This window comes from Rhodococcus sp. As11, assembly GCF_048957735.1.
GTDB classification, from domain to species: domain Bacteria; phylum Actinomycetota; class Actinomycetes; order Mycobacteriales; family Mycobacteriaceae; genus Rhodococcus; species Rhodococcus gordoniae.
In genome coordinates this window covers 447890-471523 of record NZ_JARDJE010000001.1, presented here as the reverse complement: position 1 = coordinate 471523, position 23634 = coordinate 447890, and the positions used below count along the sequence as shown (strand labels likewise).

At 67.8% G+C, this 23634-nt stretch carries 25 protein-coding genes; 17 read left to right on the top strand and 8 right to left on the bottom strand.

Features of this window, described 5'->3' with window-relative positions; genetic code table 11:
* The first annotated feature begins 46 nt into the window (after window positions 1-46).
* From PV766_RS02305 to PV766_RS02255, 11 genes are all read left to right on the top strand, one after another.
* On the top strand, window positions 47-1051 hold the full coding sequence (locus tag PV766_RS02305; protein ID WP_421096313.1) for a DUF6779 domain-containing protein: 1005 nt from the start codon (window positions 47-49) through the stop codon (window positions 1049-1051).
* Between the two features lie 159 nt (window positions 1052-1210).
* Window positions 1211-2146, top strand: coding sequence for a Rossmann-like and DUF2520 domain-containing protein (locus PV766_RS02300; protein WP_064063122.1), 936 nt, complete (start codon window positions 1211-1213; stop codon window positions 2144-2146).
* Window positions 2139-3077, top strand: coding sequence for a pantoate--beta-alanine ligase (panC, locus tag PV766_RS02295; RefSeq protein ID WP_421096312.1), 939 nt, complete (start codon window positions 2139-2141; stop codon window positions 3075-3077). The genes PV766_RS02300 and panC overlap by 8 nt, the downstream gene beginning before the upstream one ends.
* A gap of 44 nt (window positions 3078-3121) precedes the next feature.
* On the top strand, window positions 3122-3559 hold the full coding sequence (gene panD / locus PV766_RS02290; RefSeq protein ID WP_064063124.1) for an aspartate 1-decarboxylase: 438 nt from the start codon (window positions 3122-3124) through the stop codon (window positions 3557-3559).
* A 2-nt stretch (window positions 3560-3561) separates the two neighbouring features.
* Window positions 3562-4395, top strand: coding sequence for a type III pantothenate kinase (locus PV766_RS02285; protein ID WP_421096311.1), 834 nt, complete (start codon window positions 3562-3564; stop codon window positions 4393-4395).
* Window positions 4396-4488: 93 nt separating this feature from the next.
* The gene (locus tag PV766_RS02280) at window positions 4489-4941 is read left to right on the top strand and encodes a rhodanese-like domain-containing protein (protein WP_064063126.1); all 453 of its coding nucleotides are present in this window, start codon (window positions 4489-4491) and stop codon (window positions 4939-4941) included.
* A 98-nt stretch (window positions 4942-5039) separates the two neighbouring features.
* Window positions 5040-6506: a lysine--tRNA ligase gene (gene lysS, locus PV766_RS02275; protein WP_242496777.1), complete on the top strand. Its 1467-nt coding sequence runs from the start codon at window positions 5040-5042 to the stop codon at window positions 6504-6506.
* A 95-nt stretch (window positions 6507-6601) separates the two neighbouring features.
* The gene (locus PV766_RS02270) at window positions 6602-6961 is read left to right on the top strand and encodes a histone-like nucleoid-structuring protein Lsr2 (protein ID WP_016931932.1); all 360 of its coding nucleotides are present in this window, start codon (window positions 6602-6604) and stop codon (window positions 6959-6961) included.
* Window positions 6962-7111: 150 nt separating this feature from the next.
* Entirely contained in the window at window positions 7112-8542 is a 1431-nt protein-coding gene (locus PV766_RS02265) for a phospholipase D-like domain-containing protein (protein WP_421096310.1), read from the top strand.
* Window positions 8543-8811: 269 nt separating this feature from the next.
* Window positions 8812-11355 carry an ATP-dependent Clp protease ATP-binding subunit gene (locus PV766_RS02260; RefSeq protein WP_016931934.1) on the top strand — a complete coding sequence of 848 codons (2544 nt, stop codon included), beginning with the start codon at window positions 8812-8814 and terminating at the stop codon, window positions 11353-11355.
* Between the two features lie 180 nt (window positions 11356-11535).
* Window positions 11536-12180, top strand: a complete 645-nt coding sequence (locus tag PV766_RS02255; RefSeq protein WP_421096309.1) for an MBL fold metallo-hydrolase — start codon at window positions 11536-11538, stop codon at window positions 12178-12180.
* Between the two features lie 37 nt (window positions 12181-12217).
* Here the strand turns inward: PV766_RS02255 and PV766_RS02250 are convergent, their stop codons facing one another.
* Window positions 12218-12844, bottom strand: a complete 627-nt coding sequence (locus PV766_RS02250; RefSeq protein WP_064063129.1) for a TetR/AcrR family transcriptional regulator — start codon at window positions 12842-12844, stop codon at window positions 12218-12220.
* A 179-nt stretch (window positions 12845-13023) separates the two neighbouring features.
* Between PV766_RS02250 and PV766_RS02245 the strand changes: the two genes are divergently transcribed.
* Window positions 13024-13464: an OsmC family peroxiredoxin gene (locus tag PV766_RS02245; protein WP_026002799.1), complete on the top strand. Its 441-nt coding sequence runs from the start codon at window positions 13024-13026 to the stop codon at window positions 13462-13464.
* Between the two features lie 72 nt (window positions 13465-13536).
* Window positions 13537-14223: a DsbA family oxidoreductase gene (locus PV766_RS02240; RefSeq protein ID WP_129977269.1), complete on the top strand. Its 687-nt coding sequence runs from the start codon at window positions 13537-13539 to the stop codon at window positions 14221-14223.
* Here PV766_RS02240 and PV766_RS02235 read toward each other — a convergent pair.
* Window positions 14213-14743, bottom strand: a complete 531-nt coding sequence (locus tag PV766_RS02235) for a DUF1990 family protein (RefSeq protein ID WP_064063131.1) — start codon at window positions 14741-14743, stop codon at window positions 14213-14215. The two genes, PV766_RS02240 and PV766_RS02235, sit on opposite strands and share 11 nt — an antisense overlap.
* Window position 14744: 1 nt before the next feature.
* Window positions 14745-15050, bottom strand: coding sequence for an antibiotic biosynthesis monooxygenase family protein (locus PV766_RS02230; protein WP_064063132.1), 306 nt, complete (start codon window positions 15048-15050; stop codon window positions 14745-14747).
* 33 nt (window positions 15051-15083) lie between these two features.
* On the opposite strand from PV766_RS02230, the gene PV766_RS02225 reads away from it, so the two are divergent.
* Complete coding sequence (locus PV766_RS02225; RefSeq protein ID WP_064063133.1) at window positions 15084-15839, top strand: alpha/beta fold hydrolase; 756 nt, start codon at window positions 15084-15086, stop codon at window positions 15837-15839.
* On the opposite strand, the gene PV766_RS02220 is transcribed toward PV766_RS02225, so the two are convergent.
* Entirely contained in the window at window positions 15836-16720 is an 885-nt protein-coding gene (locus tag PV766_RS02220) for an A/G-specific adenine glycosylase (RefSeq protein WP_255162125.1), read from the bottom strand. The two genes, PV766_RS02225 and PV766_RS02220, sit on opposite strands and share 4 nt — an antisense overlap.
* A gap of 93 nt (window positions 16721-16813) precedes the next feature.
* Here PV766_RS02220 and PV766_RS02215 point away from each other — a divergent pair, with 93 nt between their 5' ends.
* Together PV766_RS02215 and PV766_RS02210 are read left to right on the top strand one after the other, a co-directional pair.
* Complete coding sequence (locus PV766_RS02215) at window positions 16814-17443, top strand: carbonic anhydrase (RefSeq protein ID WP_016931943.1); 630 nt, start codon at window positions 16814-16816, stop codon at window positions 17441-17443.
* Between the two features lie 102 nt (window positions 17444-17545).
* Complete coding sequence (locus PV766_RS02210; RefSeq protein ID WP_064063135.1) at window positions 17546-18283, top strand: hypothetical protein; 738 nt, start codon at window positions 17546-17548, stop codon at window positions 18281-18283.
* Window positions 18284-18298: 15 nt separating this feature from the next.
* Here PV766_RS02210 and disA read toward each other — a convergent pair whose 3' ends face one another.
* Entirely contained in the window at window positions 18299-19381 is a 1083-nt protein-coding gene (gene disA / locus PV766_RS02205; protein WP_129977267.1) for a DNA integrity scanning diadenylate cyclase DisA, read from the bottom strand.
* Between the two features lie 94 nt (window positions 19382-19475).
* Here disA and PV766_RS02200 point away from each other — a divergent pair, with 94 nt between their 5' ends.
* On the top strand, window positions 19476-20039 hold the full coding sequence (locus tag PV766_RS02200) for a PaaI family thioesterase (RefSeq protein WP_421096308.1): 564 nt from the start codon (window positions 19476-19478) through the stop codon (window positions 20037-20039).
* Here PV766_RS02200 and dinB read toward each other — a convergent pair.
* The 3 genes from dinB to PV766_RS02185 form a co-directional block, all read right to left on the bottom strand.
* Window positions 20036-21295 carry a DNA polymerase IV gene (gene dinB, locus PV766_RS02195; protein ID WP_064063138.1) on the bottom strand — a complete coding sequence of 420 codons (1260 nt, stop codon included), beginning with the start codon at window positions 21293-21295 and terminating at the stop codon, window positions 20036-20038. The two genes, PV766_RS02200 and dinB, sit on opposite strands and share 4 nt — an antisense overlap.
* Before the next feature lie 40 nt (window positions 21296-21335).
* On the bottom strand, window positions 21336-22727 hold the full coding sequence (gene radA / locus PV766_RS02190) for a DNA repair protein RadA (RefSeq protein ID WP_421096307.1): 1392 nt from the start codon (window positions 22725-22727) through the stop codon (window positions 21336-21338).
* Window positions 22728-22817: 90 nt separating this feature from the next.
* Window positions 22818-23450, bottom strand: coding sequence for a hypothetical protein (locus tag PV766_RS02185; RefSeq protein ID WP_064063139.1), 633 nt, complete (start codon window positions 23448-23450; stop codon window positions 22818-22820).
* Window positions 23451-23634 lie beyond the last annotated feature (184 nt).

Sequence of the window (23634 nt, the reverse complement as noted above, 5' to 3'; positions counted from 1 at the left end):
GTCGTCCGGCTCCGATCGGTGGACCCGGCCAAGTACCCTGATGGTCATGGCAACCTCGGCGCGAGCAGACAGAAATCGCCGTCCGTGGCGCAGCACCGGCTCGATGATCGTGGCCGGTCTGCTCGCTCTGGCGATGATCGCCTCGCTGCTGTTGATCTTCACAGAGAGTGTGCAGTTGCTGCGCGTTGCGGTGGTCGTCGCCTTGTGGGCCGCCACCGTCGGCGCCATCGCCATGAACAAGTACCGCCGGGAATCGGCACTCGACCGGGCGAAGGCCGACGACCTGAAGACGGTGTACGAACTGCAGTTGCAACGGGAGATCGCGGCGCGGCGCGAATACGAGCTGACCGTCGAGGAGAAGGTCCGCGCCGATCTGAAGCTCGACGCCGGCGAGATGGCGGCCCTGCGCACCGAACTGGCCACCCTGCGTCGCACCCTCGAGATGTTGTTCGACGGCCGGTTGCCCGACGATGTCGTCGCCCTCGAAGGCCAGGCGGAGAAGCTGCGCGAACTGAGCGAGGCCGCGCGGGTGTCCGCGCCTCGTCCGTCCGGGCCGGCCTTCGCGTCTCCCGACGACGAACCGCTGACCGCGGAGACCGAATCGGTCGAGGCGGCCCTGCGCGACGCGGTGAAGACGTCCGCGAAGGCGCCGGAGAAGAGCGACGCCGGCACGCCTGCGACCGGGGAACCGGCTGCCAGAAGACAGGACGAAGGTCCGGCGAGCGAGAAGTCGGTGAGCGAGAAGGCAGGCACCGACAAACAGCGCGAGGCCCAGAAGCCGGCCGAGCAGAAGCCGGGGAAGCACGAGTCCGAGAAAGCCGGAGCGGAGAGCAACGATGCCGCGGAGCGCAAGGACCCGTCGGAGCAGAAGGGTCCCGCGGATCAGAAGGACATCACCGCGCAGGACGGAGCAGCGGACACGGCCGACGACGATGACGACTCCGACGACGAATCGTCGGGACGTCGGTCCCGACGTCGCCGGGGCGACAGCGCCCACGGCGAGGGCCGGACGGTCGCGGAAATCCTCGCGTCGTTGTCGAGCGAACGCTGATCCTCGGGCGGCTCGTCCGTCACGCCGTACCCGCCGACCTCGTTCGATGAGGCGCAGATCACTCGACCCGACCGTGGCGGGCCCCGGAAAGCGCGCGCTATTGTCGATCGGAACGTCCGGTACCCGCTGAGCGGGACTGGAACGAACGAGAGGACTCCCGTGAATTCCTTCGGGATCACCAACGCACCTGCGCCTGCGCGCCTGTCGGTAGGAATTGTGTCCGCCGGCCGGGTCGGTACCGCATTCGGCGCGGCGTTCGAACGGGTCGGTCATGTCGTCGTGGCCTGCTCGGCGGTCTCCGACATCTCCAGGCACCGCGCCGCCACCCGTCTGCCCGAGTCGCAGATCCTGCCGGTCGACGAGGTCGCCGGTCGCTGCAACCTCCTCCTTCTCGCCGTTCCCGACACCGAACTCTCGTCGCTGGTCGGGGGCCTGGCGGCCACCGGTTCGGTCGCCGCCGGCACGATCGTGGCCCACGTCTCGGGCGCTCATGGCACCGCGATCCTCGAGCCGCTGACCGAGCAGGGCGCCGTACCCCTCGCGATCCATCCCGCGATGACCTTCACCGGTCACGACGAGGACATCGACCGGCTCTCGTCCGCGTGCTTCGGCATCACGGCCGCCGACGAGGTCGGCTACGCCATCGCCCAGTCCCTGGTCCTCGAGATCGGCGGCGAGCCGGTGCGCGTCCCCGAATCCATGCGGACGACCTACCACGCGGCCCTCGCGCACGGCAGCAACCACCTGGTCACGCTGGTCGCCGACGCCGTCGAGGCACTGCGCAGCGCCCTGCAGGGTGAGGAGCTGCTCGGCCAGCAACTCGTCGACGATGCTCCCGGTGGAGTCGCCGAACGGGTCCTGCAGCCGTTGCTCTCGGCGGCGCTCGACAACGTGCTGCGGCGCGGCCCCTCGGCTCTCACCGGACCGGTCGCGCGTGGTGACGCCGACGCCGTCGCCGCACATCTGCGCGCGCTCGAGGCCGTCGATCCGCAGATCGCAGCGGGTTATCGGGCGATGTCGTTGCGGTCGGCGCAACGGACCGGCTCGAAGCCGGAACTCATGGCAATTCTCGAAGGAGCTGAATACGGTGAGTGAAGCAGGACAGCGTGGATACGTGCGAGGTGAACTGAGCGTTCACCGCGATCCCGCGGGCCTGACCAAGGTCACCCGGGCTCTGCGCGGCGTCGGCCGCACCGTCGCACTCGTACCGACGATGGGTGCGCTGCACACCGGTCACCTCGAACTCGTGCGCCAGGCCAAGCTCACCGGCGCCGTCGTGGTGGTGTCGATCTTCGTCAACCCGCTGCAGTTCGGGAAGGGGGAGGACCTCGATGCCTACCCCCGCACCCTCGACGCCGACCTCGAGTTGCTCCGCGAAGCCGGGGTCGAACTCGCGTTCGTCCCGTCGGCCTCCGCGATGTACCCGCACGGCCCGCGCACCACGATCCATCCCGGTCCGCTCGGATCGGAACTCGAAGGTGTTTCGCGCCCCGGCCATTTCGCCGGGATGCTGACGGTCGTCGCGAAGCTGTTCAACATCGTCGGCCCCAACGCCGCGTATTTCGGCGAGAAGGACTATCAGCAGCTCACCTTGATCCGTCAGATGGTCGCCGACCTCGATCTCGACATCCGCATCGTCGGTGTTCCCACCGTGCGCGAGCAGGACGGACTCGCACTGTCCTCGCGCAACCGCTATCTCGACGCCGAACAGCGCGAGATCGCGACCACGCTGTCGGCGGCCCTCGTCGCCGGCGCGCACGCCGCGGCGGGTGGAGCCGAGGCGATCCTGTCCACGGCGCGCGAGGTGCTCTCACAGAGCCCGCAGATCGAGGTGGATTATCTCGAGGTGCGCGGTGCCGATCTCGGGCCCGCGCCCGAACGAGGCGACGGCCGGCTGCTCGTCGCCGCGCGACTCGGCACCACCCGCCTCATCGACAACGTCGGGGTCGCCGTCGGTACCGGTTTCCTCGAGCGCGCCACCGGCCCGGTGGATCCCGAGGCCGAAGACAACCTGACGACCCGCTGACCCACCGATCGAATTCGGAAACGAGAAAGAAACCGAGGACGAGCATGTTCCGCACCATGATGAAGTCGAAGATCCACCGCGCCACGGTCACCCACGCGGATCTGCACTATGTCGGTTCGGTGACCGTCGACCAGGATCTGATGGACGCCGCGGATCTGCTCGAAGGTGAGCAGGTCTGCATCGTCGACATCGACAACGGGGCCCGGCTCGAGACGTACGTCATCGCCGGTGAGCGTGGTTCGGGCATCATCGGGATCAACGGGGCCGCAGCGCGTCTCGTGAGCCCCGGCGATCTCGTCATCCTCATCGCCTACGGGGTGATGAACGAGCAGGAGTGCAAGGACTACAGCCCGCGCGTGGTGTTCGTCGACGCCGACAACCGTCAGGTCGAGCTCGGCAACGACCCCGCCCACGCTCCCGAGGGCTCGGGTCTGATCACGCCTCGGATGCTGTCGACTCTCGACTCCCCGTCCCTGGTCTAGAGGTGCTCCTCACCGTCGACGTCCGCAACACCAATGTCGTCCTGGGGGTGTTCGCGGGCAGCGGGTCGAACGCGCGCCTGCTGCGCGACTGGCGCGTCCGTAGCGATCCCAGGATGACCGCGGACGAGATCGCCCTGCTGTTCCGCGGTCTGCTCGGGGAATCCGCCGAGCAGGTCACCGGGGTCGCGGCGCTGTCGACCGTGCCGTCGGTGTTGCGCGAGCTGCGCGTCATGCTCGACCGCTACTGGTCGTCGGTGCCACACGTCGTGGTGGAGCCGGGTGTGCGGACGGGAGTGCCTCTGCTGGTGGACAATCCGAAGGAGGTCGGCGCCGACCGCATCGTCAACAGCCTGGCGGCCTACCACTTCTACGGATCTCCGTGCATCGTCGTGGATTTCGGAACCTCCACGTGCGTCGACGTCGTGTCGGGCAAGGGTGAGTTCCTCGGCGGCTCCATCGCTCCGGGTGTGGAGATCTCGATGGATGCGCTGGCGTCCCGGTCTGCGGCGCTGCGCAAGGTCGAATTGCTCCGTCCCCGAGGCGTTCTGGGTAAGAACACCGTCGAGTGCATGCAGTCCGGGGCCGTCTTCGGGTTCGCCGGCATGGTCGACGGCATCGTACGGCGGATCTGCGCGGAGGTTCCCGGTTTCGACGGCGACGACGTGGCCGTGATCTGCACCGGCGACAGTGCGCCGCTGATCATGCCGGAGTCACGCACTCTCGAGCACCACGAACCGGATCTGACCCTCGAAGGGTTGCGTCTGGTGTACGAACGGAACCAGGTGAGACGAGCGGTACGCGGAACTGCGGGTTCCGCCGAACGTCATTCTGTGTAAAGATGGTTTCCGTGATCCGTTGCATGAGCACCCAGGAGTGTTGTCGAGGCTGACCGCCGCCTCGACCGATAACACATTCCTGGGAGTTTTCTCATGCGCGTTGCGCTTCTTTCCGCCTCTTCTGTTTCCACCGCTGCTCCGGTCGCCTTCCACCGACTGGCCGTCGAGCGCACGTACCCCACCGAACTGGCCGCGGCGGTCGCTCGCGGCGCCGTCGTCGTCGACATCCGCTCGCACGCCGAACGTGCCGCTCAGGGAACACTTCCCGGCGCGCTGGCCATCTCCGCCGATCTCGTCGCCGAGCGGCTCGATCCGAGTGGGTCGGGCCGGCTCGCACTCGCCGTCGATCGCGACGTCGAATGGATCCTCGTCTCGTCCGACGGTGCGAGTTCGCACGGCGTGGTCGCCGGGCTGCACGCGCAGGGGCTGAGGCGGGTCACTCATCTCGTCGGTGGCTACGACGCCATCCGCGCCGCCCGCCTGGTCGGGGCGGTGGCAGAGGCCCAGCACGTCGCTCAGGACGTGGCACGGGTCACCGCGCACTGAAAGCGCGCATCTGCAGGAAGAACGACCCCGGGTGTCCGATAGTCTGGTTACCCGTGAGTGATGCCACCGTTCAGCAGCCCGACGACACCCCCGAGCAGATGCGGGTCCGCCGCGAGAAGCGCGAACGGCTCCTGGCACAGGGTTCCGAGGCCTATCCCGTAACGATCGCGCGCACCCATACGCTCGCGGAGATCCGCGCCGAATATCCCGACCTCGAACCCGACACCGCCACCGGCACCGTCGTCGGCGTCGCCGGACGCGTGATGTTCTCGCGCAACACCGGCAAACTGTGCTTCGCGACGCTCCAGGAGGGCGACGGCACCCAGCTGCAGGTCATGCTGAGTCTCGCGGGTGTCGGCGAGGACGCGCTCGCCGGCTGGAAGTCCGATGTGGACCTCGGCGACATCGTGTTCGTGCACGGTGAGGTCATCAGCTCCCGTCGCGGCGAGCTCAGCGTCATGGCCGACTCGTGGACGATGGCGTCGAAGGCGCTGCGTCCGCTGCCGGTCGCGCACAAGGAGATGAACGAAGAGGCACGGGTGCGTCAGCGCTACGTCGACCTCATCGTGCGTCCCGAGGCGCGCCGCAACGCGCGCATGCGTGTCGCGGTGGTGCGCGAACTGCGCAACGCGCTCGAGCGTCGCGGATTTCTCGAAGTCGAGACTCCCATGCTGCAGACCCTGCACGGCGGTGCTGCGGCGCGCCCCTTCGTGACGCACTCGAACGCGCTCGACATCGACCTGTTCCTGCGCATCGCCCCGGAACTGTTCCTCAAGCGGTGTGTGGTCGGCGGTATCGAGAAGGTCTTCGAGATCAACCGCAATTTCCGCAACGAAGGTGCCGACTCGACGCACTCGCCGGAATTCTCGATGCTCGAGACGTACGAGGCCTACGGCACCTACGACGATTCGGCGCGGATGATCCGCGAGATCATCCAGGAGGTCGCGTTCGCGGTCTTCGGGAGCCACGTCGTGATGCTCGCCGACGGCACCGAATACGACCTCGGGGGTGAATGGAAAACCCTCGAAATGTATCCCTCGCTGTCCGAGGCGATCGGTTCGGACGTGACCCCCGACACCACCGTCGAGGAATTGACCGCGCTCGCAGGTCGCGTGGGTCTCGAGATTCCCGAGGGCAAGGGCTGGGGTCACGGCAAGCTCGTCGAGGAACTGTGGGAGCACATGTGCGGCGACCAGCTGCACGAGCCGACATTCGTGCGTGATTTCCCCGTGGAGACCTCGCCGTTGACGCGCGATCACCGCGACGTGCGCGGTGTCACCGAGAAATGGGATCTGTACGTCCGCGGTTTCGAACTCGCCACGGGCTACTCGGAACTCGTCGATCCGGTGATTCAGCGCGAGCGTTTCGTCGATCAGGCGCGCCTGGCCTCGGAAGGGGACGACGAGGCGATGGTGCTCGACGAGGATTTCCTCGCCGCGATGGAACAGGGAATGCCGCCGACCACCGGTACCGGAATGGGAATCGATCGCCTCCTCATGGCACTTACCGGTCTGGGAATCCGTGAAACAATCCTCTTCCCGATTGTCCGACCGAACACCCGCTGATCGGATTTCGCCACTCCATATTGCGATGCGTTAATCGGCGGGTAGTGTGGTGCCCGTCCCGCGGGGGGAATCGCATGCGAGAGGATTTACACCACATGGCGAAGAAAGTCACTGTCACCCTGATCGACGATGTGGATCAGGAATCGGCGGCGGACGAATCGGTTGAGTTCGGACTCGACGGAGTGACGTACGAGATCGACCTTTCCGAGGACAATGCGGCACGGTTGCGCGAGCAGTTGGAATTCTGGATCGAACACGCTCGTAAGGTCGGTGGCCGCAAGCGGAGCAAAGTTGCGGTCGGTGCTGCTCCGGCCGCACGAAAGAGCGCATCCGGAAGTGCGGGTCGCGAGCAGACGGCTGCGATCCGGGAATGGGCACGGAACAACGATCTGCCGGTCTCCGCGCGGGGCCGTATCTCGGCGGAGATCGTCGAGGCGTACAACAAGGCACACTGACGACATCGTCGTCCGTGGGGCGTCGTCCATCCGTGGACGGCGCCCCACAGTCGTCTGGAAGATGGGTTCGCTTGTGGCTCAGTGGCCTCCGCCACACCGATTCCCCATGGAGTCCGCTGGGACGATACGGTCGGGGAGTAGCATCCGCTCATGGCCGAGACCGTGCTCGAACCGGGTTCCACCTGCTGGCGAATCGCGCGAGCGGAGAGGCTGACCTGTATCGTCGACGCAGCCGACTATTTCCGTCACGCCAAGTCGGCGATGCTCGGAGCGAAAAAGCGCATCATGCTGATCGGATGGGATTTCGACACCCGAATCAAGTTCGAACCGGACGGTCCGACTCTCGAGGGACCGAACAAACTCGGTAAATTCCTCGAATGGCTCCCCGAACGGCGGCCCGATCTCGATATTTATCTGCTCAAGTGGAACATCGGCGCGTTCAGCGCCCTGGCGCGGGGAATGACTCCGGTGTTCGTGCTCGACTGGCTCACCGACCCGCGGTTGCACTTCGAAATAGACGGAGCGCATCCCGTGGGCGCCGCCCATCATCAGAAAATTCTCGTGGTCGACGACAGTATCGCTTTCTGCGGTGGTATCGATATGACCGTCGACCGCTGGGACACCCCTGATCACCCGGACCGCAGCAAATACCGGCGGGAGCCGAGCGGAAAACGTTACGGGCCCTGGCACGACGTGACCACCGCCGTCGACGGTGGGGCCGCACGGGCTCTCGGCGACCAGGCCCGCGCCCGGTGGAAGGCGGCCACGGGGGAGGAACTCGATCCGGTGCCGGACCCGGAACCGATCTGGCCCGACGACCTCGAACCGACCCTGCGGGGCGTCGACGTGGGCATCGCCCGCACGCTGCCCACCTACGGCGGGAAGGAAGGCGTCCACGAGATCGAATCGCTGTACCTGTCGGTGATCGAGAAGACCCGGCACACCCTCTACCTCGAGAGTCAGTATCTGGCCTCGCGCAGGATCGCGGACGCGCTCGCGGAGCGACTGCAGGAACCGGACGGGCCCGAGATCGTGGCGGTGATCCCGCGCAACGCCGAGGGCTGGCTCGAACGCAAGGCGATGGACGGTGCCCGCCGTGCCCTGCTGCACATGCTGTGGGAGGCCGACGTGCACGGCCGCTTCGCCGCCTACTATCCCGTCACGGCCGGCGGGGAGCCGATCTACGTCCACGCGAAGGTCGTCGTGATGGACGAGAGGCTGCTGCGGATCGGGTCGTCGAATCTGAACAACCGTTCGATGGGATTCGACACCGAATGCGACCTGGCGATCGAGTCCGCCGAACCCGGGGACGCGGTCGGCCGCGCCGCCGTCGAGCTGCGCAACATCCTGGTGGCGGAGCATCTGAACGTCGACCCGAAGGTGATCGCCGAGGCCACGGAGGAGGGTGGATCGCTCATCTCCACCATCGAACGGTTGCGGGGGCCGGGACGTTCGCTGCGGCCGTTCGAACCGGGTACGGTGTCGGACGAGGACAGTGTCCTCGCCGAAAGTGCTCTGGCCGATCCCGAACGTGCCTCGGGGAGCCTCGGACGCAGGATCGAGCGATTCTTCGCCCGTTGATCCCCCACTGCCGCTGTTCGCTTGTGGCGTACAGCTTGCGGAAACGTATCCGCCACGTGCAGCGTTGACTTCTGAAACCGGGTTTTCTCGCCGCCTTCCGAAGGGTAGAGGGAAAGCGAGTCGATACCACGACCACTAGAGTGTGGAGTGGGAGCTTGGAACCTCGAAACGGTTCCGACGAACGACTCGAGTGCCGGAGCTAAGAGCGGCAGCAGGGTGCGGGACGATCGGCGTACCGGACCGGCGGCCGGAGAGTGTGAGGGAGTGCGATGTTCGAAAGGTTCACCGATCGCGCGCGGCGCGTCGTTGTCCTGGCTCAGGAAGAGGCCAGGATGCTCAACCACAACTACATCGGCACGGAGCACATCCTCCTCGGCCTCATCCACGAAGGTGAGGGTGTGGCGGCGAAGTCGCTCGAGTCGTTGGGTATCTCCCTCGAAGGTGTTCGCAGCCAGGTCGAAGAGATCATCGGCCAGGGGCAGCAGGCGCCCTCGGGGCACATTCCCTTCACTCCTCGTGCCAAGAAGGTCCTCGAGCTGAGCCTGCGCGAAGCGCTCCAGCTCGGACACAACTACATCGGCACGGAGCACATCCTGCTCGGCCTCATCCGCGAGGGTGAGGGTGTGGCGGCGCAGGTGCTCGTCAAGCTCGGCGCCGATCTCAACCGGGTGCGTCAGCAGGTCATCCAGCTGCTGTCCGGCTACCAGGGCAAGGAGCCCGCAGAATCCGGCACGAGCCGTGGCGAGACCGGCACTCCGTCCACCTCGCTCGTCCTGGATCAGTTCGGCCGCAATCTCACGCAGGCAGCTCTCGAGGGCAAGCTCGATCCGGTCATCGGCCGGGCGAAGGAAATCGAGCGCGTCATGCAGGTGCTGTCGCGTCGTACGAAGAACAACCCGGTGCTCATCGGCGAGCCGGGTGTCGGTAAGACCGCCGTCGTCGAGGGTCTCGCGCAGGCCATCGTCAACGGTGAGGTCCCCGAGACCCTCAAGGACAAGCAGCTCTACACGCTCGACCTGGGTTCGCTCGTCGCCGGCAGCCGTTACCGCGGCGACTTCGAGGAACGCCTGAAGAAGGTCCTCAAGGAGATCAACAGCCGCGGCGACATCATCCTGTTCATCGACGAGCTGCACACGCTGGTCGGTGCGGGTGCCGCCGAGGGTGCGATCGACGCCGCATCGATCCTCAAGCCGAAGCTCGCCCGCGGTGAGTTGCAGACCATCGGTGCGACGACCCTCGACGAGTACCGCAAGTACATCGAGAAGGACGCCGCTCTCGAGCGCCGCTTCCAGCCGGTGCAGGTCGGGGAGCCGACGGTGGAGCACACCATCGAGATCCTCAAGGGTCTGCGCGATCGCTACGAGGCGCATCACCGTGTCTCGATCACCGACAAGGCGCTCGTCGCGTCGGCCACTCTCGCCGACCGCTACATCAACGACCGCTTCCTGCCCGACAAGGCGATCGACCTCATCGACGAGGCCGGTGCCCGCATGCGCATCCGCCGCATGACCGCGCCGCCGGACCTGCGCGAGTTCGACGACAAGATCGCCGATGCCCGTCGCGAGAAGGAATCGGCGATCGACGCGCAGGACTTCGAGAAGGCCGCGAGCCTGCGCGACAAGGAGAAGCAGCTCGTCGCGCAGCGTGCCGAGCGCGAGAAGCAGTGGCGTGCGGGCGATCTCGACGTCATCGCCGAGGTCGACGAGGAGCAGATCGCCGAGGTCCTCGCCAACTGGACCGGTATCCCGGTGTTCAAGCTCACCGAGGAGGAGACCACGCGTCTGCTCCGCATGGAGGACGAGCTGCACAAGCGGATCATCGGCCAGGAGGACGCCGTCAAGGCCGTCGCCAAGGCGATCCGTCGTACACGTGCCGGCCTGAAGGACCCGAAGCGTCCGTCCGGTTCGTTCATCTTCGCCGGTCCGTCCGGTGTGGGTAAGACGGAGCTGTCCAAGGCGCTCGCGAACTTCCTGTTCGGTGAGGACGACGCCCTCATCCAGATCGACATGGGCGAGTTCCACGACCGCTTCACCGCATCGCGTCTGTTCGGTGCTCCTCCCGGCTACGTCGGATACGAGGAGGGCGGCCAGCTCACCGAGAAGGTGCGCCGCAAGCCGTTCTCCGTGGTTCTGTTCGACGAGATCGAGAAGGCCCACCAGGAGATCTACAACACCCTCCTGCAGGTCCTCGAGGACGGTCGCCTCACCGACGGTCAGGGACGCACGGTCGACTTCAAGAACACCGTGCTGATCTTCACGTCGAACCTCGGCACCGCCGACATCTCGAAGGCCGTCGGGCTCGGCTTCTCCGCCGGAACGGGCGAGGCGTCGAACTACGAGCGGATGAAGAACAAGGTCCACGACGAGCTGAAGAAGCACTTCCGGCCCGAGTTCCTCAACCGTATCGACGACATTATCGTCTTCCACCAGCTCACGCAGGAGCAGATCATCCAGATGGTCGACCTCATGGTCGGACGTGTGGAGACGCAGCTGAAGAACAAGGACATGGGTATCGAGCTCACCGAGAAGGCGAAGTCGTTGCTCGCCAAGCGCGGTTTCGACCCGGTGCTCGGCGCACGTCCGCTGCGTCGCACGATCCAGCGCGAGATCGAGGATCAGCTCTCCGAGAAGATCCTGTTCGGCGAGATCGGCGCAGGCCAGATCGTCCTCGTCGACGTCGAGGGCTGGGACGGCGAGGGTGCGGGCGAGAACGCGAAGTTCACGTTCACGCCGAGCGAGAAGCCGGCCGAGGTCCCGGACACCCCGGCGGTCGCGCTGGCGAAGTCCAGCGAGGGTGAGTCCGAAGCCGGATAACCGCTCGACGCCTGTGAATGCAGGCACGTGTTGCAGCCTGTGAATGCAGGCACCTGCTGTACCGAGAGGGGCGGCACCCGAGAGGGTGTCGCCCCTCTCGTCGTCCGACGCACTTGACCTCCAGTCGGCTCGAGGTTGCACGGTGGGGTGGTGAACGGACGACGACCAGGAGGTATCGCGATGCGGCAAATACTGCCCGATCTGTGGGAGACGCAGGAGGACAACCCCTTCCCGGGGTTGAGGACGCACGCCTATCTGTGGACCGGGAAGAACAACGTGCTCTTCTACTCGGTTGCCGGTGAGGCCGATTTCGACGCACTGGACCGCCTCGGTGGGATCACCGACCAGTACCTGTCCCACCAGGACGAGGCCGGCCCGATGCTGGGCAGGATCGCCGAGCGCTTCGGGTCGAGACTCCACGCGGCGGCGGCGGAGGTCGACGTGGTCGGCCGGCACGCCCGCATCGACGTCCCGCTGACGGAACGTCAGGTGGACGACAACGGGTTGGAGATCGTCCCGACGCCCGGGCACACGGTGGGCAGCATCTGCTATGTGGTGCCCGGCGCGGACGGGACCCGCTACCTGTTCACCGGCGACACGCTGTACCGCGGTGCTTCGGGGAAGTGGCAGGCCGGTTACATCGAGGGGATGAGCGACGCCCGTGCGCTCGCCGACAGTCTGCGCCTGCTGGCGACGACGGAACCCGATGTGGTGATCTCGAGTGCGTTCGCGGGGGAGTCGGGCGTGCACCGGGTCGACCCCCGGGAGTGGCCCGCCCACATCGACCAGGCTCTGACGGGGTTGTCTGCCGCGGTGCAGGGCTGAGCAGAGATCTTCTTTCCGGACGATCTGCCCGGCCGGCTCATCTGCCGATGGCCGGCATGTGCGCGGCGAGTGTCGACAGGGTGCCGGCGACGATCTCGGTGAGTTCGTCGGGCCGGATGTCGAGGCCACCGTCGAGCCATTCGCGAACGAGTTCGACGGCGCCGGCCACGACGACCACCGCGCACAGTTCGGCTCGACGGGAGCCGAGGCGCGTTCCCACCGCATCGCTCTGCTCGACGAGTTCGTCGGCGGCAGCGCGGATGAACGCACTCTTCCGTTCGGCGAGCGGGGGCGCGTCCGAAATGAGGAAACGGCCCTGCTGGGGATCGAGTTCGACGGCACCGACGATCGCCCCGACCGCGGCGCGTGCCTTGGCGTGCAGGTCGTCGGGGGCCGACGCGATCGCGTCGACGGCACCTTCGAGGAGGGCGGCACCGAGTTCGTCGTAGGCGGTGGTGGCGAGGTCGTTCATGTCGGTGAAGCTCTCGTAGAAGAAGCGCGGACCGACTCCGGCGGTGGCCGCGACCTTCCGTACCGTCGCCGCCGACCATCCTTCGTCGGCGACCACGTCGATCACCGCCTTCCGGAGGCGTGTGCGGCGTTCGGCGCGTCGATCGGCCGGGGCGACGCCACGATATGCGCGGGCGGCTTCGGGCTCGGACACATCGTCGAGTGTGGCACAACCACGACGACCCGAAGCCGATCCTGAAGGAGGGCGGCCCTCGTCTGGCGATCGGCCTGATCCGGACATCGGGAACGCTCTGTCGCGAACGACCCTCGCCGTCCCGGCGATTCTGCAAGTGTGGTTTCCGGAGTGCTGCCCCACACGAAGAAGGAGAAGTCATGCCCACACGTACCGCACGGACCGCGTGGAACGGAGATCTGCAGAAGGGCTCCGGACAGGTGGAGCTCACCAGTTCGGGCCGCGGCACGTTCGACGTGTCCTTCCCGAAACGCTCGGCCGAGAACGCGGACGGCACCACCAGCCCCGAGGAACTCATCGCCGCTGCGCACTCGTCGTGCTACGCGATGCAGTTGTCCGCGCTGATCGCGGAAGCGGGCGGCACACCGCAGAGCCTCGAGGTCACCGCCGACGTCTCGCTGGGACCGGACCCGGCAGGCGGGTTCCGTCTCACCGGGATCACGCTGAAGGTGCGGGGCGAGGTCGACGGCCTCGACGCCGACGGCTTCGCCAAGGCCGCAGAGGGTGCCAAGGCCGGGTGCCCTGTGAGCAAGGCACTCACAGGCGTCGACATCTCCCTCGACGCTGCTCTCGAAGGCTGACGGGGCGGAGGAACGGAGCACGGTCGGCCCGGCCCGGGAACAGAGCATGTCAGGGCCGGGTTGTACCCGGATATGAGCATGCCCGAGGTACTTCTTCCCTCCGCCCATATCGAGATCTGGTCCGACATCGCCTGCCCCTGGTGTTATATCGGCAAGCGGCGCTTCGCGGAGGCGCTCGAGTCGTTCGACGACCGCGACCGGATCGAGGTCACCTGGAGGTCGTACCAGCTCTCGCCCGACACACCGGTCGGGCGACGGGTCCCCGAGGTCGAGGCGCTCGTCGCGATGAAGGGGATGCCTGCCGAGCAGGTCCGGCAGATGTTCGCCCAAGTCTCGGACACCGCTGCCGACGTGGGACTCGAGATCGACTTCGACAACGTCGTCGCTGCCAACACCTTCGATGCGCACCGGCTCGCGCATCTGGCCGGCGACAAGCGTGACGAGGTCCTCGAGGCGTTGTTCCGTGCGCATTTCGTCGACGGCGAGGTGGTCGACGATGTGGATGTCCTCGTGAAGGTCGCCACCGAGGTCGGGCTCGATCCGGAGTCGACGCGCGCGGCCCTCGACGGCGACGATCCCGCCGGTGAGGCCGCGGCCGACGCCGTGACCGCCGATCTCTTCGACGCGCGACGGATCGGCGTGCAAGGGGTGCCGTTCTTCGTGGCCAACCGCGCCGTCGCGGTGTCGGGTGCGCAGCCGGTGGACGTCTTCCGTCAGTTCCTGCGCAAGGCCGTCGACGATGTGACGGTCACGCTGTGAGTGCCGCGAGATAACGGCGCGCGATGCGCCGCTGGAGCATGTGCCCGACCGGCCCGGCCAGGCGGGTGTACCAGCGGGCGGGGCGGGAGAAGGCGATCACCGTACCCCTGACCCGTCCGTCGGCGGTGCGCTCGACGACGAAGGTCTCCTCGCCGCTCTCCGGGTGCCCGTCGAGCGTGCCGTAGGTGAAGCCTCGTTGCCGGCCCGTGTCGAACACTTCGATCACACGGCACGGCGCGGTCGCCCGTACCGGTCCGAGGCCGAACCCGAGCCGCACGTCGAGTCCGGCTGCTGCGGCGGGGGTGTCCGCCGGCACGTGAATTCCGGCGCCGCGGTGCATGTCCCATGAGAGCAACCGGGCAGCAGCGACCTCGAACACGGTGTCGCCGCTGCCCGGTTCGCTCTCGACTCTCAGATGCCGATAACCGGAGGGAAGCGGCGCCTCACCTCGGAAGGCCCGCAGGCTCGCCCCCACCTCCGGATAGGTGAGCTCGCGCCCGAACTCGCCGGACGCGGACATCTCAGGACTTCTTGACGTCGAGGACGACCTCGAACTCGAGCAGCGACGCGCCGCTCGCGACGGGGTTCCTCGCCTCACCGGCGTGAGCGGCACGTGCGCCGCCGTCCCGCCACGCAGCGAAGTCCTCTTCGGTCTCCCACTGCGTCACGACGAAGTACCGGTTCTCGCCGGCGGTGGGGCGGAGCAGCTGGAAACCCAGGAATCCGGGGGAGTTGTCGACGGTGTGCGCGCGATTGGCGAACCGCTTCTCCAGTTCGGGGCCTGCGCCTTCGGGAACCTCGATTGCGTTGATCTTCACGACTGCCATGCGCGAGAGCCTACTCCGCTAACTTGGTCGATTGTGTTGCACGACGAGGGCGGAACCGGACGACCCATCCTGCTGTTGCACGGCCTGATGGGCAGCGCGCGGACGTGGCGTCGCCACGTGCCGTGGCTGCGCGAACACGGGCACGTCCACACCTTCGACGCTGCCGGCCACGGGCGCTCCGCTCCCGACGACCTCACCACCGAGGCATTCGTCGCCGATCTCGACGCCCATCTGCACGGGATCACCGAACCGCTCGTCGTGATCGGGCACTCGATGGGCGCCCTGCACGCGTGGTGCTTCGCCGCTGCTCGTCCCGAACGTGTGACCGCGCTGGTGCTCGAGGACATGGCCCCCGACTTCCGGGGCCGCACCGCCGCGAACTGGGCGGCGATGGTCGAACAGTGGCCGCAACCGTTCCCCACGGAGGAGGCGGTGCTCGACCGTTTCGGTCCCGTCGCGGGGCGTTATTTCCTCGATTCGTTCGTCCGGCGCGAGGACGGCTGGTATCTGCACGGCGACGTCGCGACCTTCCGTGACATCTCGGAGGAATGGGGGTCGCGGCACTTCTGGGACGAGTGGAACTCGATCCGGGTGCCCGCGCTGCTGCTCGAGGGCGAGTTCACCATCACCCCGGAGGGGCAGATGCGGCAGATGGCGACGCGCCCCGGCACCGAGTACGTCCTCGTCGAGGGCGCGGGGCACCTCGTGCACGACGACCGGCCCGGCGAGTTCCGTGCCGCCGTGGAGCGCTTCCTGACGACGCAGTCGCTGTCGGGCAGTCGACTCTAGGACACCGACCCCTCGCCGGCGAGCGCGAACCGGCCGTCGTCGGTCTGCTCGACGAGACCGTCCACCAGCAACGAATGCAGGGCGCGGTCGCGCTGACCCGGATCCGAGGTCCACACGCTGTCGAGGACGGGACGCTCCACCGGGACGCTGCTCTCGCGCAGCACCGCCATCAACCGGCCGCGCACCTGCCGATCCGTGCCGGCGAACTTCTGCGCCTTCCGGGGCGGCCCGTCGTGCGCGGGTCGCCCGGCCTGCACCCAGGCGCAGTCGGGCAGCGGGCAGCGCCCGCAGTCGGGGGTGCGGGCGGTGCACACGGTCGCGCCGAGTTCCATCAGCGCCGCGGAGAAGGTCGCCGCACGAGCACGCTGACTCGGGAGGAGCACCTCGACGTCGGCGAGATCCCGTGTGGTCGACGGGTTCCCCGGCTCTGCCCGACCGTGGACGGCCCGGGCGACGACACGCCGCACGTTCGTGTCCACCACCGGCACACGCTGCCCGTACGCGAAGCATGCCACCGCCCGCGCGGTGTAGGCGCCGACGCCGGGCAGGCTCAGCAGGACATCGACGTCCTCGGGAACCCGATCGTCGTGTTCGGCGGCGAGCACGCCGGCGCACTCGTGCAGACGCAGCGCGCGGCGCGGATAGCCGAGTTTGCCCCACGCCCGCAGGACCTCCGCCTGGCTCGAGGCGGCCATCGACGACGGCACGGGCCAGCGTCGCACCCACTCCTCCCAGATCGGTGCCACCCGGGCCACCGGCGTCTGTTGCAGCATCACCTCGGACATGAGGATCTGCCAGCCCGTCACCCCGTCGCGGCGCCACGGAAGGTCGCGGGCCCCGGCGGCATACCAGCGCAGCAACGACGATGCATCCACGGACATCTCGGGTCTCCTCCGATCACAAGGTGGGGGGTGGGGATCCGCAACGGAGATGTCGGACGAAATCGGACATGCGCGCAGGTGAATAATGTACGCATGCCGAATTCCAATCCCATCTCAGCCTGGAAAGCCCTGACCGAGGGTAATCATCGCTTCGTCAGTGGCACCCCGCTGCACCCGAGCCAGGGGATCGACCGTCGCGCCGAACTCGTCAACGGTCAGCATCCCACCGCCGTGCTGTTCGGTTGCGGAGACTCCCGCGTAGCAGCAGAGATCATCTTCGACCAGGGACTCGGTGACATGTTCGTGGTCCGCACCGCGGGCCACGTCATCGACAGCTCCGTGCTCGGTTCCATCGAGTACGCCGTCGACATCCTGAACGTTCCGCTCATCGTCATCCTCGGGCACGACAGCTGCGGTGCCGTCGCAGCGACCATCGATGCTCTCGACAAGGGCACGGTCCCCGGCGGCCACATCCGCAGCCTCGTCGAGCGCGTCGCCCCGTCGATCCTCATGGGCCGAGCCGAGGGCCTGGACAGCGTCGACGAACTCGAAGGCCGGCACGTCGTCGAGACGGGCAAGTTGCTCACGGATCGTTCGCGGATCATCGCCGAGCGCGTCGAGGACGGCCGCTGCGCCATCGTCGGCGTCACCTACAAGCTCGACGACGGTCGCGTGAGCCTGCGGGGACATATCGGCGACATCGGCGAGGTCTCCGACAACTGAGACGGCGCGGACCCGCCGGCGGCAGCGATGTGACCGCAGGTCACAGCGACACGCCGACGGTGGTGTAGCCGAGCGCCCCCCACGGCACATACCGTGGGGGGCGTGCTTGAACCGACCGGTCCTCTGCCCCCCGAGATCTACTGGCGACGACGTGTTCTCGCGATCGGTGTCTCGGTGGTCGTGCTGGCCCTGGTCATCTGGCTCGTAGTGGCGTTGACCGGCGGCGACGATCCCGATCCGAATCCCGAGCCCGTGGCGGCGGAAGTGACGACCTCCGCCACGACCACGGCGGCCGACGCGTCCGCCGAGGCGGCGTCCGCGAGCACCACGCGAAGTGGTGGAGGATCGGGTTCGTCCGGCTCGCGCGGCCCCGAGAGTTCGGCCGCGGCGAACACGGGCGAGCGTGATTCGTCCACGACCACCTCCGCCGCACCGGTTCCGTCGGGGCAGTGCTCCGATCAGTCGCTCGCCGTGCGGGTGACGGCCGACGAGCCGAACTACCGGGTCGGCTCCGAGCCCGACTTCACGATCGTCATCACCAACATCGGGACCTCGCAGTGCGAACGCGACCTCGGTGCCGGTCTGCAGCAGGTGCTCGTCTACAGCCTCGACGGTAACGAGCGGCTCTGGGCGAACACCGACTGCTTCCCCGAATCGACCGCCGACATCCGGTCGCTCGCCCCGGGCGACCAGGCGGCCTATTCCGTCAAGTGGTCGGCGACGACCTCCGAACCCGGCTGTACGGCACCGCGCGAACCGGTCGGTCCCGGTGCCTACACCGTGGTGGGGCAGCTCGGCGGCCTGCGTAGCGCGCCCGAACCGTTCAACATCACGCCCTGAGCAGACGAGTGCCGTTCAGTCGTAGTGGTTGATGGCGGCTTCGGCCAGCCGCGACAGTCCTTCCCGGATGTACCGGGCCCAGAGGGCGCCGACACCGTCGACCGCCTGGAGATCGGCAGCGGTGGCGGCGAGCAGCCCCTGCAGGGTGCCGAATGCCCCCACGAGGCGGTTGATCTGCCCGGTCTGCAGGCGCGGCACCCGATGGAGCACGCGATAACCGCGAGGACTCATCGAGGTGTCGAGGGCCTCGATGGTGCCCGAATATCCGAAGGCGCGGGCAAGGGTCGTCAGATCGAGCAGGTCGACGTCGGTCAGGCGCGCGAGACGCTCGAGCGCCTGATCGACCTCCTGCGGAGAAGGAACATGATCGCCGGCCAGGTAGTCGCGCACGATGAGCTGACGGGCGAGCTGGTTGTCGCCGACGAGTTCTTCGAGTTGGAGGGCCAGCTGGCGACCGTCGGTACCGAGTTCGAGCACGTCCTGCTCGATCTCCACGGACAGACGGTGCATCATTTCGAGTCGTTGTGCCACGGTGAGCGCGTCGCGCAGCGTGACGATGTCCTCGATCTCGACCACGGACAACTGCCGGGTCACCTCGTCGAGGCGGGCCTTGTAGCGCTCGAGTGTCGCGACGGCCTGGTTGGCCCGGGACAGGATGGTCGCGGAGTCGTTGATGACGTGGCGACGACCGTCGATGTACACGCTGACGATGCTCATCGACTGGCTGACCGAGACCACCGGATAGCCGGTCTGGATCGCGGTGCGTTCGGCGGCGCGATGCCGGGTGCCGGACTCCACGGTGGGGATACTCGGATCGGGCACGAGCTGGACGTTGGCGCGCACGATGCGCGAGCCGTCGGTGGACACGACCACCGCCCCGTCCATCTTCGACAATTCCCGCAGCCGGGTGGGGGCGAATTCGACGTCGAGCTCGAATCCGCCGTCGCACAGCTCGGCGACCTTCTCGTCGAAACCGAGGACGATCAGTCCGCCCGTCCGACCACGGAGGATCCGTTCGAGACCGTCGCGTAGCGCAGTGCCGGGCGCCAGGCGAGCGATGGTGTCGCTCAGCGTCGAGGCCGGCGCCGACTCGGTCATCTGGACATCCCTTCCGTGTGCGGTCTGCGGTCGTCGTCACACTGCGCGGACTCCCGGATCGGCGCTCCCGACCGCGCAACTACATTACTTGCTTATGCGCAGCACCTGGACTTTGCCCGACGATCTCGTCGTTCCCGAGTTACCGGAAGATCATCCCGGCCCTGGGGTCTCCGTACCGCAGCACTGGAGTAAATGCTTCGGTTGCGGCGACGACCAGCCGTCGGGTCTCGCGATGAACTTCACTCTCGGTGAGGGCCTCGACGTGCTCGGCCGGCTCGACGTCGCCACGCGTTATCAGGGCGGACCGGGGTTCATCCACGGCGGCATCCTGATGACGGCCTTCGACGAGGTGCAGGGAATGGCGTGCAACGCCGCCCTGCGGACCGCCGTCGTCACCGGGCATTTCGAGACGGATTTCGCCCGCCCGATCCCGTTGGGTTCGGTCCTCGAGTTCCGTGCCCGCGTCGACGGCACGGTGCGGCGCAAGGTCTACACCAGCGCGGAGGCACGCATCGTCGACGGACCGCTGGCCGACCCGGATGTCGTGGTGGCGTCGTCGGTCGGGCTGTTCGTCGTCGTCGGTCACGAGCATTTCGCGAAGGGGCGTGACTACGCCGACGGCATCCCGCAGAGCGAGCACGACATCTCGGCGGTCTAGGAGGCCGGTTCGCCGGGGCCGTCGGGAAGCAACGGAACCCCGGGACGGTGATCGCGCCCGAGCAGAGTGGCCGAGGTGACCGCGCCGGCACCGTAGCGAGAGTGCAGGTCGTCGAGGACGGCATCGAGCGCGTGCCGGTCGACGGCACGATGGGTCCGCGCATCGCCGGTACCGGTCTCCGCGTCGATCGGCTCGTCGAACAATAGCTCGAGCTGTTCGACGCCCTCGCCGGCGAGATTCGTCACCGCGATACCGATCAGGGTGAGACCGCGCTCGGCGATGAGCGGCCGGGTCCGGTCGAGCAGGTCGCGTGCTGTGGCCGACAGGATGTCGGTGCGGGCGGTGGCCCCGGGAAGGGTGTGAGAGCGCGTCGCGCGGGTGTAGTCGGCGAACCGCATCCGTAGGACGACCGTGCGCCCGAGACGTCCGGATCGGCGCATCCGCCGGCATACCCGGTCGACGAGCAACTGCAGCGTCTCCTCCACCGACTCCATGCTGTGCGGTCCGCGACCCAGCGCGTGCTGCGCGCCCATCGAACTGCGCCGCCGGTGACGGACCGGACGCGGATCGTGACCGATCGCGAGGGCGTGCAGGTGGCGACCCGCCGCGCGTCCGAGCAGCGAAACCAGATCGGACTCGGAACGGGAGGCGACGTCGGCCACGGTCCTCAGTCCGTGCGCGTGCAGCTTCGCCGCGGTGACCTTGCCGACGCCCCACAACCGCTCCACCGGCAACGGGTGGAGGAACTCCGGTTCGGCATGCGGAGGGACGAGGAGCAGGCCGTCGGGTTTGGCCACTCCGCTCGCGACCTTCGCGAGGAACTTGGTGCGTGCGACACCGACGGTGATCGGCAGGCCCACCTCCTCGGCGACCGTGCGGCGCAGGCGCGCGGCGATGTCGACGGGGCTGCCCGCGATGCGCCCCAGGCCGGAGACGTCGAGGAACGCCTCGTCGATCGAGATTCCCTCCACGAGGGGCGTCGTGCGGTCGAAGATCGCGAACACGTCGCGGGAGGCCTGCGCATAGGCCTCCATGCGGGGAGGCACCGAGATCACTCCCGGACACAGCGCGCGAGCGGCCCGGCCGGACATCGCGGTGACGATGCCGTGGGCCTTGGCCTCGTAGCTTGCCGCGAGCACGACGCCCCCGCCCACGACGATCGGTTTGCCGCGAAGCCACGGATCGTCGCGCTGCTCCACCGACGCGTAGAACGCGTCGAGGTCGGCGTGCAGCACCGTCGCGTCGGACACGAACACATGTTCGCACCGGTCGCCGACACGGCAGCGGAAACGCGAGTCAGCGCGCGAGCGTCGACAGCGCCTGCGCCACGTTCGACACCTCGAACTTCTTCATGCCCTTCGGTACACCTTCGACATCGCGCGGAACGACTCCGCGGTCGAAGCCGAGCCGGTTCGCCTCCGCGAGACGACGGCCCGCGCCTGCCACACGACGGACCTCGCCGGCGAGACCGACTTCGCCGAGCAGCACGGTGCCGGCGGGTACGGGCTGGTCGCGCACGGCCGAGGCGACGGCGAGCGCGAGCGCGAGGTCGGCGGACGGATCGGTGATCCGCATGCCACCGACGGTGGAGGCGTAGACATCGCAGTTGCCGAGGCGGCCGAGACCGCAGCGACGCTCGAGCACCGCGAGCACCATCGCGACCCGCGCGGAGTCGAGGCCGCTCACGGCACGTCGCGGAGACGGATTGTGGGTGGGCACCACGAGAGCCTGGACCTCACCGAGGAGGGGGCGCTTGCCGTCCATCGTCACCGTGACCGCCGTGCCGGGCACGGCCTCGTCGCGGTGCTGCAGGAACAATCCGGACGGGTCGCTCACGCCGACGATCCCGTCCTCGGCGAGTTCGAAGCACCCCACTTCGTCGGCGGCCCCGAAGCGGTTCTTCACCCCGCGCACCATGCGCAGCGTGGAGTGCTTGTCGCCCTCGAAGTGCAGCACCACGTCGACGAGGTGCTCGAGGGAACGCGGACCGGCCACCCCGCCGTCCTTGGTGACGTGACCGATGAGCAGCACCGGGATGCCGCTGGACTTCGCGAGGGAGGTCAAGGCGCTGGTGACCGCGCGCACCTGTGTGACACCGCCGGTGACGCCGTCGACGTCGGCGGCGAGCATCGTCTGTACGGAGTCGACCACGAGCAGCGTGGGCCCGACCTGCTCGACGTGCCCGAAGATCGTCGCGAGGTCGTTCTCGGCGGCGAGATAGACCCGGTCGTGCACGGCACCGGTGCGGTCGGCGCGCAACCGCACCTGACCGGCCGATTCCTCGCCGGTGACGTAGAGAGCCCGATCGGACTCGCCGCGCAGCGCCCACCGGTGTACCACCTCGAGGAGCAACGTGGACTTGCCGACGCCGGGTTCGCCGGCGAGGAGGACGACGGAACCGGGGACGACGCCGCCGCCGAGGACGCGGTCGAGCTCCGGGATACCCGTGGATTTCGCGTGCGTCGCCTTGCCGTCGATCTGCGACAGGGGAGTGGCCGGAGTGCTCGGCAACACGGCGGCGGCACCGGCGCGGGCGAGCGAGGTGCCGGCTCGTGCGGCGACCGCGACGGGCTGGACGGGTGCTTCGTCCATCGACCCCCACGTGCCGCATTCGGGGCAGCGTCCGACCCACTTCGCGACGGTGTGCGAGCAGTCGGAACAGCGGTAGAGGGTCTTGGTCTTTGCCACGGCCGGAGAATAGACGGTCGGACCGACATCGGGCGGATACGGAAGGGCCCGGCCGAGCTGTGCTCGACCGGGCCCTCTCGTAAGGAATTCCTAGTGTGCTTCGCCCACGATCGGCGAGAGTTCCGACTCGTCGCGGGGAAGCTCCGGTCCGGCGTCGACCGGCACGGACAGGGTCACGTCGCCGGCCTCGGCGAAGGTGAAGGTGACGGGGATCGTCAGGCCCGGACGGACACCCTCGGAAAGGTTCACGAGCTCGACGCTGTTGACGACGCCGGCCGGAGCGGGGGAGGGGGTCTCCTCGGTGCTGTTCGGACGCGGCGACTCGTCGACCTCCTCGACGAGGGCGGCGTTCGCCTCGGAGACGCCGGCGACCACGGAGGACTGCGGAGGGACCTCGATGGGAGTGCCCGTGACCGAAGCCGCGAAATCGGTGGAGATACCGGTGAGGTTGTCGCCCACGTACGGGTCGAGGTTGACGATCGTGAAGCCGAGCTGGGCGGTGCCGCCGGCCTCGATGCTGTACTCCTCGGAGTTCGGGTAGATCACGTGCACGTTGCGCAGCGCGAGGCTGCCGGCGTCCACGTTGGAACCGTTGATGGCCGCGACCTGCGTCGAGGTCTGGGTGATCTGACCGGCGCTGCACGCGGACATCGTGAGCGCCGCTCCCGCGGCAAGGGCGAGAGCGGTCACGACTCGACGAGTCGGCGCTTTGAGAGCAGTCACGGGTTCCTCCACTCGAGTAAGGCTCGCAATCCACTAGGCAGAGTAGTAGTTCCCGTGTGCGCTGTGTACGTCGGGGCCGGATCTCGTGCGGATTCCCGTCCGGGCGGCGATATCGGCCGGCGCCGATCGGAGGGTGTGTCGGACGTCACCCGATACACGGAACAGACTGCCTGTCAAGCCCTGC

Bases quoted from the DNA above. Each gene is read 5' to 3' on its own strand.
- panD (WP_064063124.1), top strand. From the start codon at position 3,122: ATGTTCCGCACCATGATGAAGTCGAAGATCCACCGCGCCACGGTCACC.
- PV766_RS02270 (WP_016931932.1), top strand. From the start codon at position 6,602: ATGGCGAAGAAAGTCACTGTCACCCTGATCGACGATGTGGATCAGGAA.
- PV766_RS02220 (WP_255162125.1), bottom strand. From the start codon at position 16,720: ATGTCCGTGGATGCATCGTCGTTGCTGCGCTGGTATGCCGCCGGGGCC.
- PV766_RS02255 (WP_421096309.1), top strand. From the start codon at position 11,536: ATGCGGCAAATACTGCCCGATCTGTGGGAGACGCAGGAGGACAACCCC.
- PV766_RS02235 (WP_064063131.1), bottom strand. From the start codon at position 14,743: ATGTCCGCGTCCGGCGAGTTCGGGCGCGAGCTCACCTATCCGGAGGTG.
- PV766_RS02240 (WP_129977269.1), top strand. From the start codon at position 13,537: ATGAGCATGCCCGAGGTACTTCTTCCCTCCGCCCATATCGAGATCTGG.
- PV766_RS02280 (WP_064063126.1), top strand. From the start codon at position 4,489: ATGCGCGTTGCGCTTCTTTCCGCCTCTTCTGTTTCCACCGCTGCTCCG.
- PV766_RS02305 (WP_421096313.1), top strand. From the start codon at position 47: ATGGCAACCTCGGCGCGAGCAGACAGAAATCGCCGTCCGTGGCGCAGC.
- PV766_RS02200 (WP_421096308.1), top strand. From the start codon at position 19,476: ATGCGCAGCACCTGGACTTTGCCCGACGATCTCGTCGTTCCCGAGTTA.
- PV766_RS02215 (WP_016931943.1), top strand. From the start codon at position 16,814: ATGCCGAATTCCAATCCCATCTCAGCCTGGAAAGCCCTGACCGAGGGT.
- PV766_RS02265 (WP_421096310.1), top strand. From the start codon at position 7,112: ATGGCCGAGACCGTGCTCGAACCGGGTTCCACCTGCTGGCGAATCGCG.
- PV766_RS02230 (WP_064063132.1), bottom strand. From the start codon at position 15,050: ATGGCAGTCGTGAAGATCAACGCAATCGAGGTTCCCGAAGGCGCAGGC.
- lysS (WP_242496777.1), top strand. From the start codon at position 5,040: ATGCGGGTCCGCCGCGAGAAGCGCGAACGGCTCCTGGCACAGGGTTCC.
- PV766_RS02245 (WP_026002799.1), top strand. From the start codon at position 13,024: ATGCCCACACGTACCGCACGGACCGCGTGGAACGGAGATCTGCAGAAG.
- disA (WP_129977267.1), bottom strand. From the start codon at position 19,381: ATGACCGAGTCGGCGCCGGCCTCGACGCTGAGCGACACCATCGCTCGC.
- PV766_RS02260 (WP_016931934.1), top strand. From the start codon at position 8,812: ATGTTCGAAAGGTTCACCGATCGCGCGCGGCGCGTCGTTGTCCTGGCT.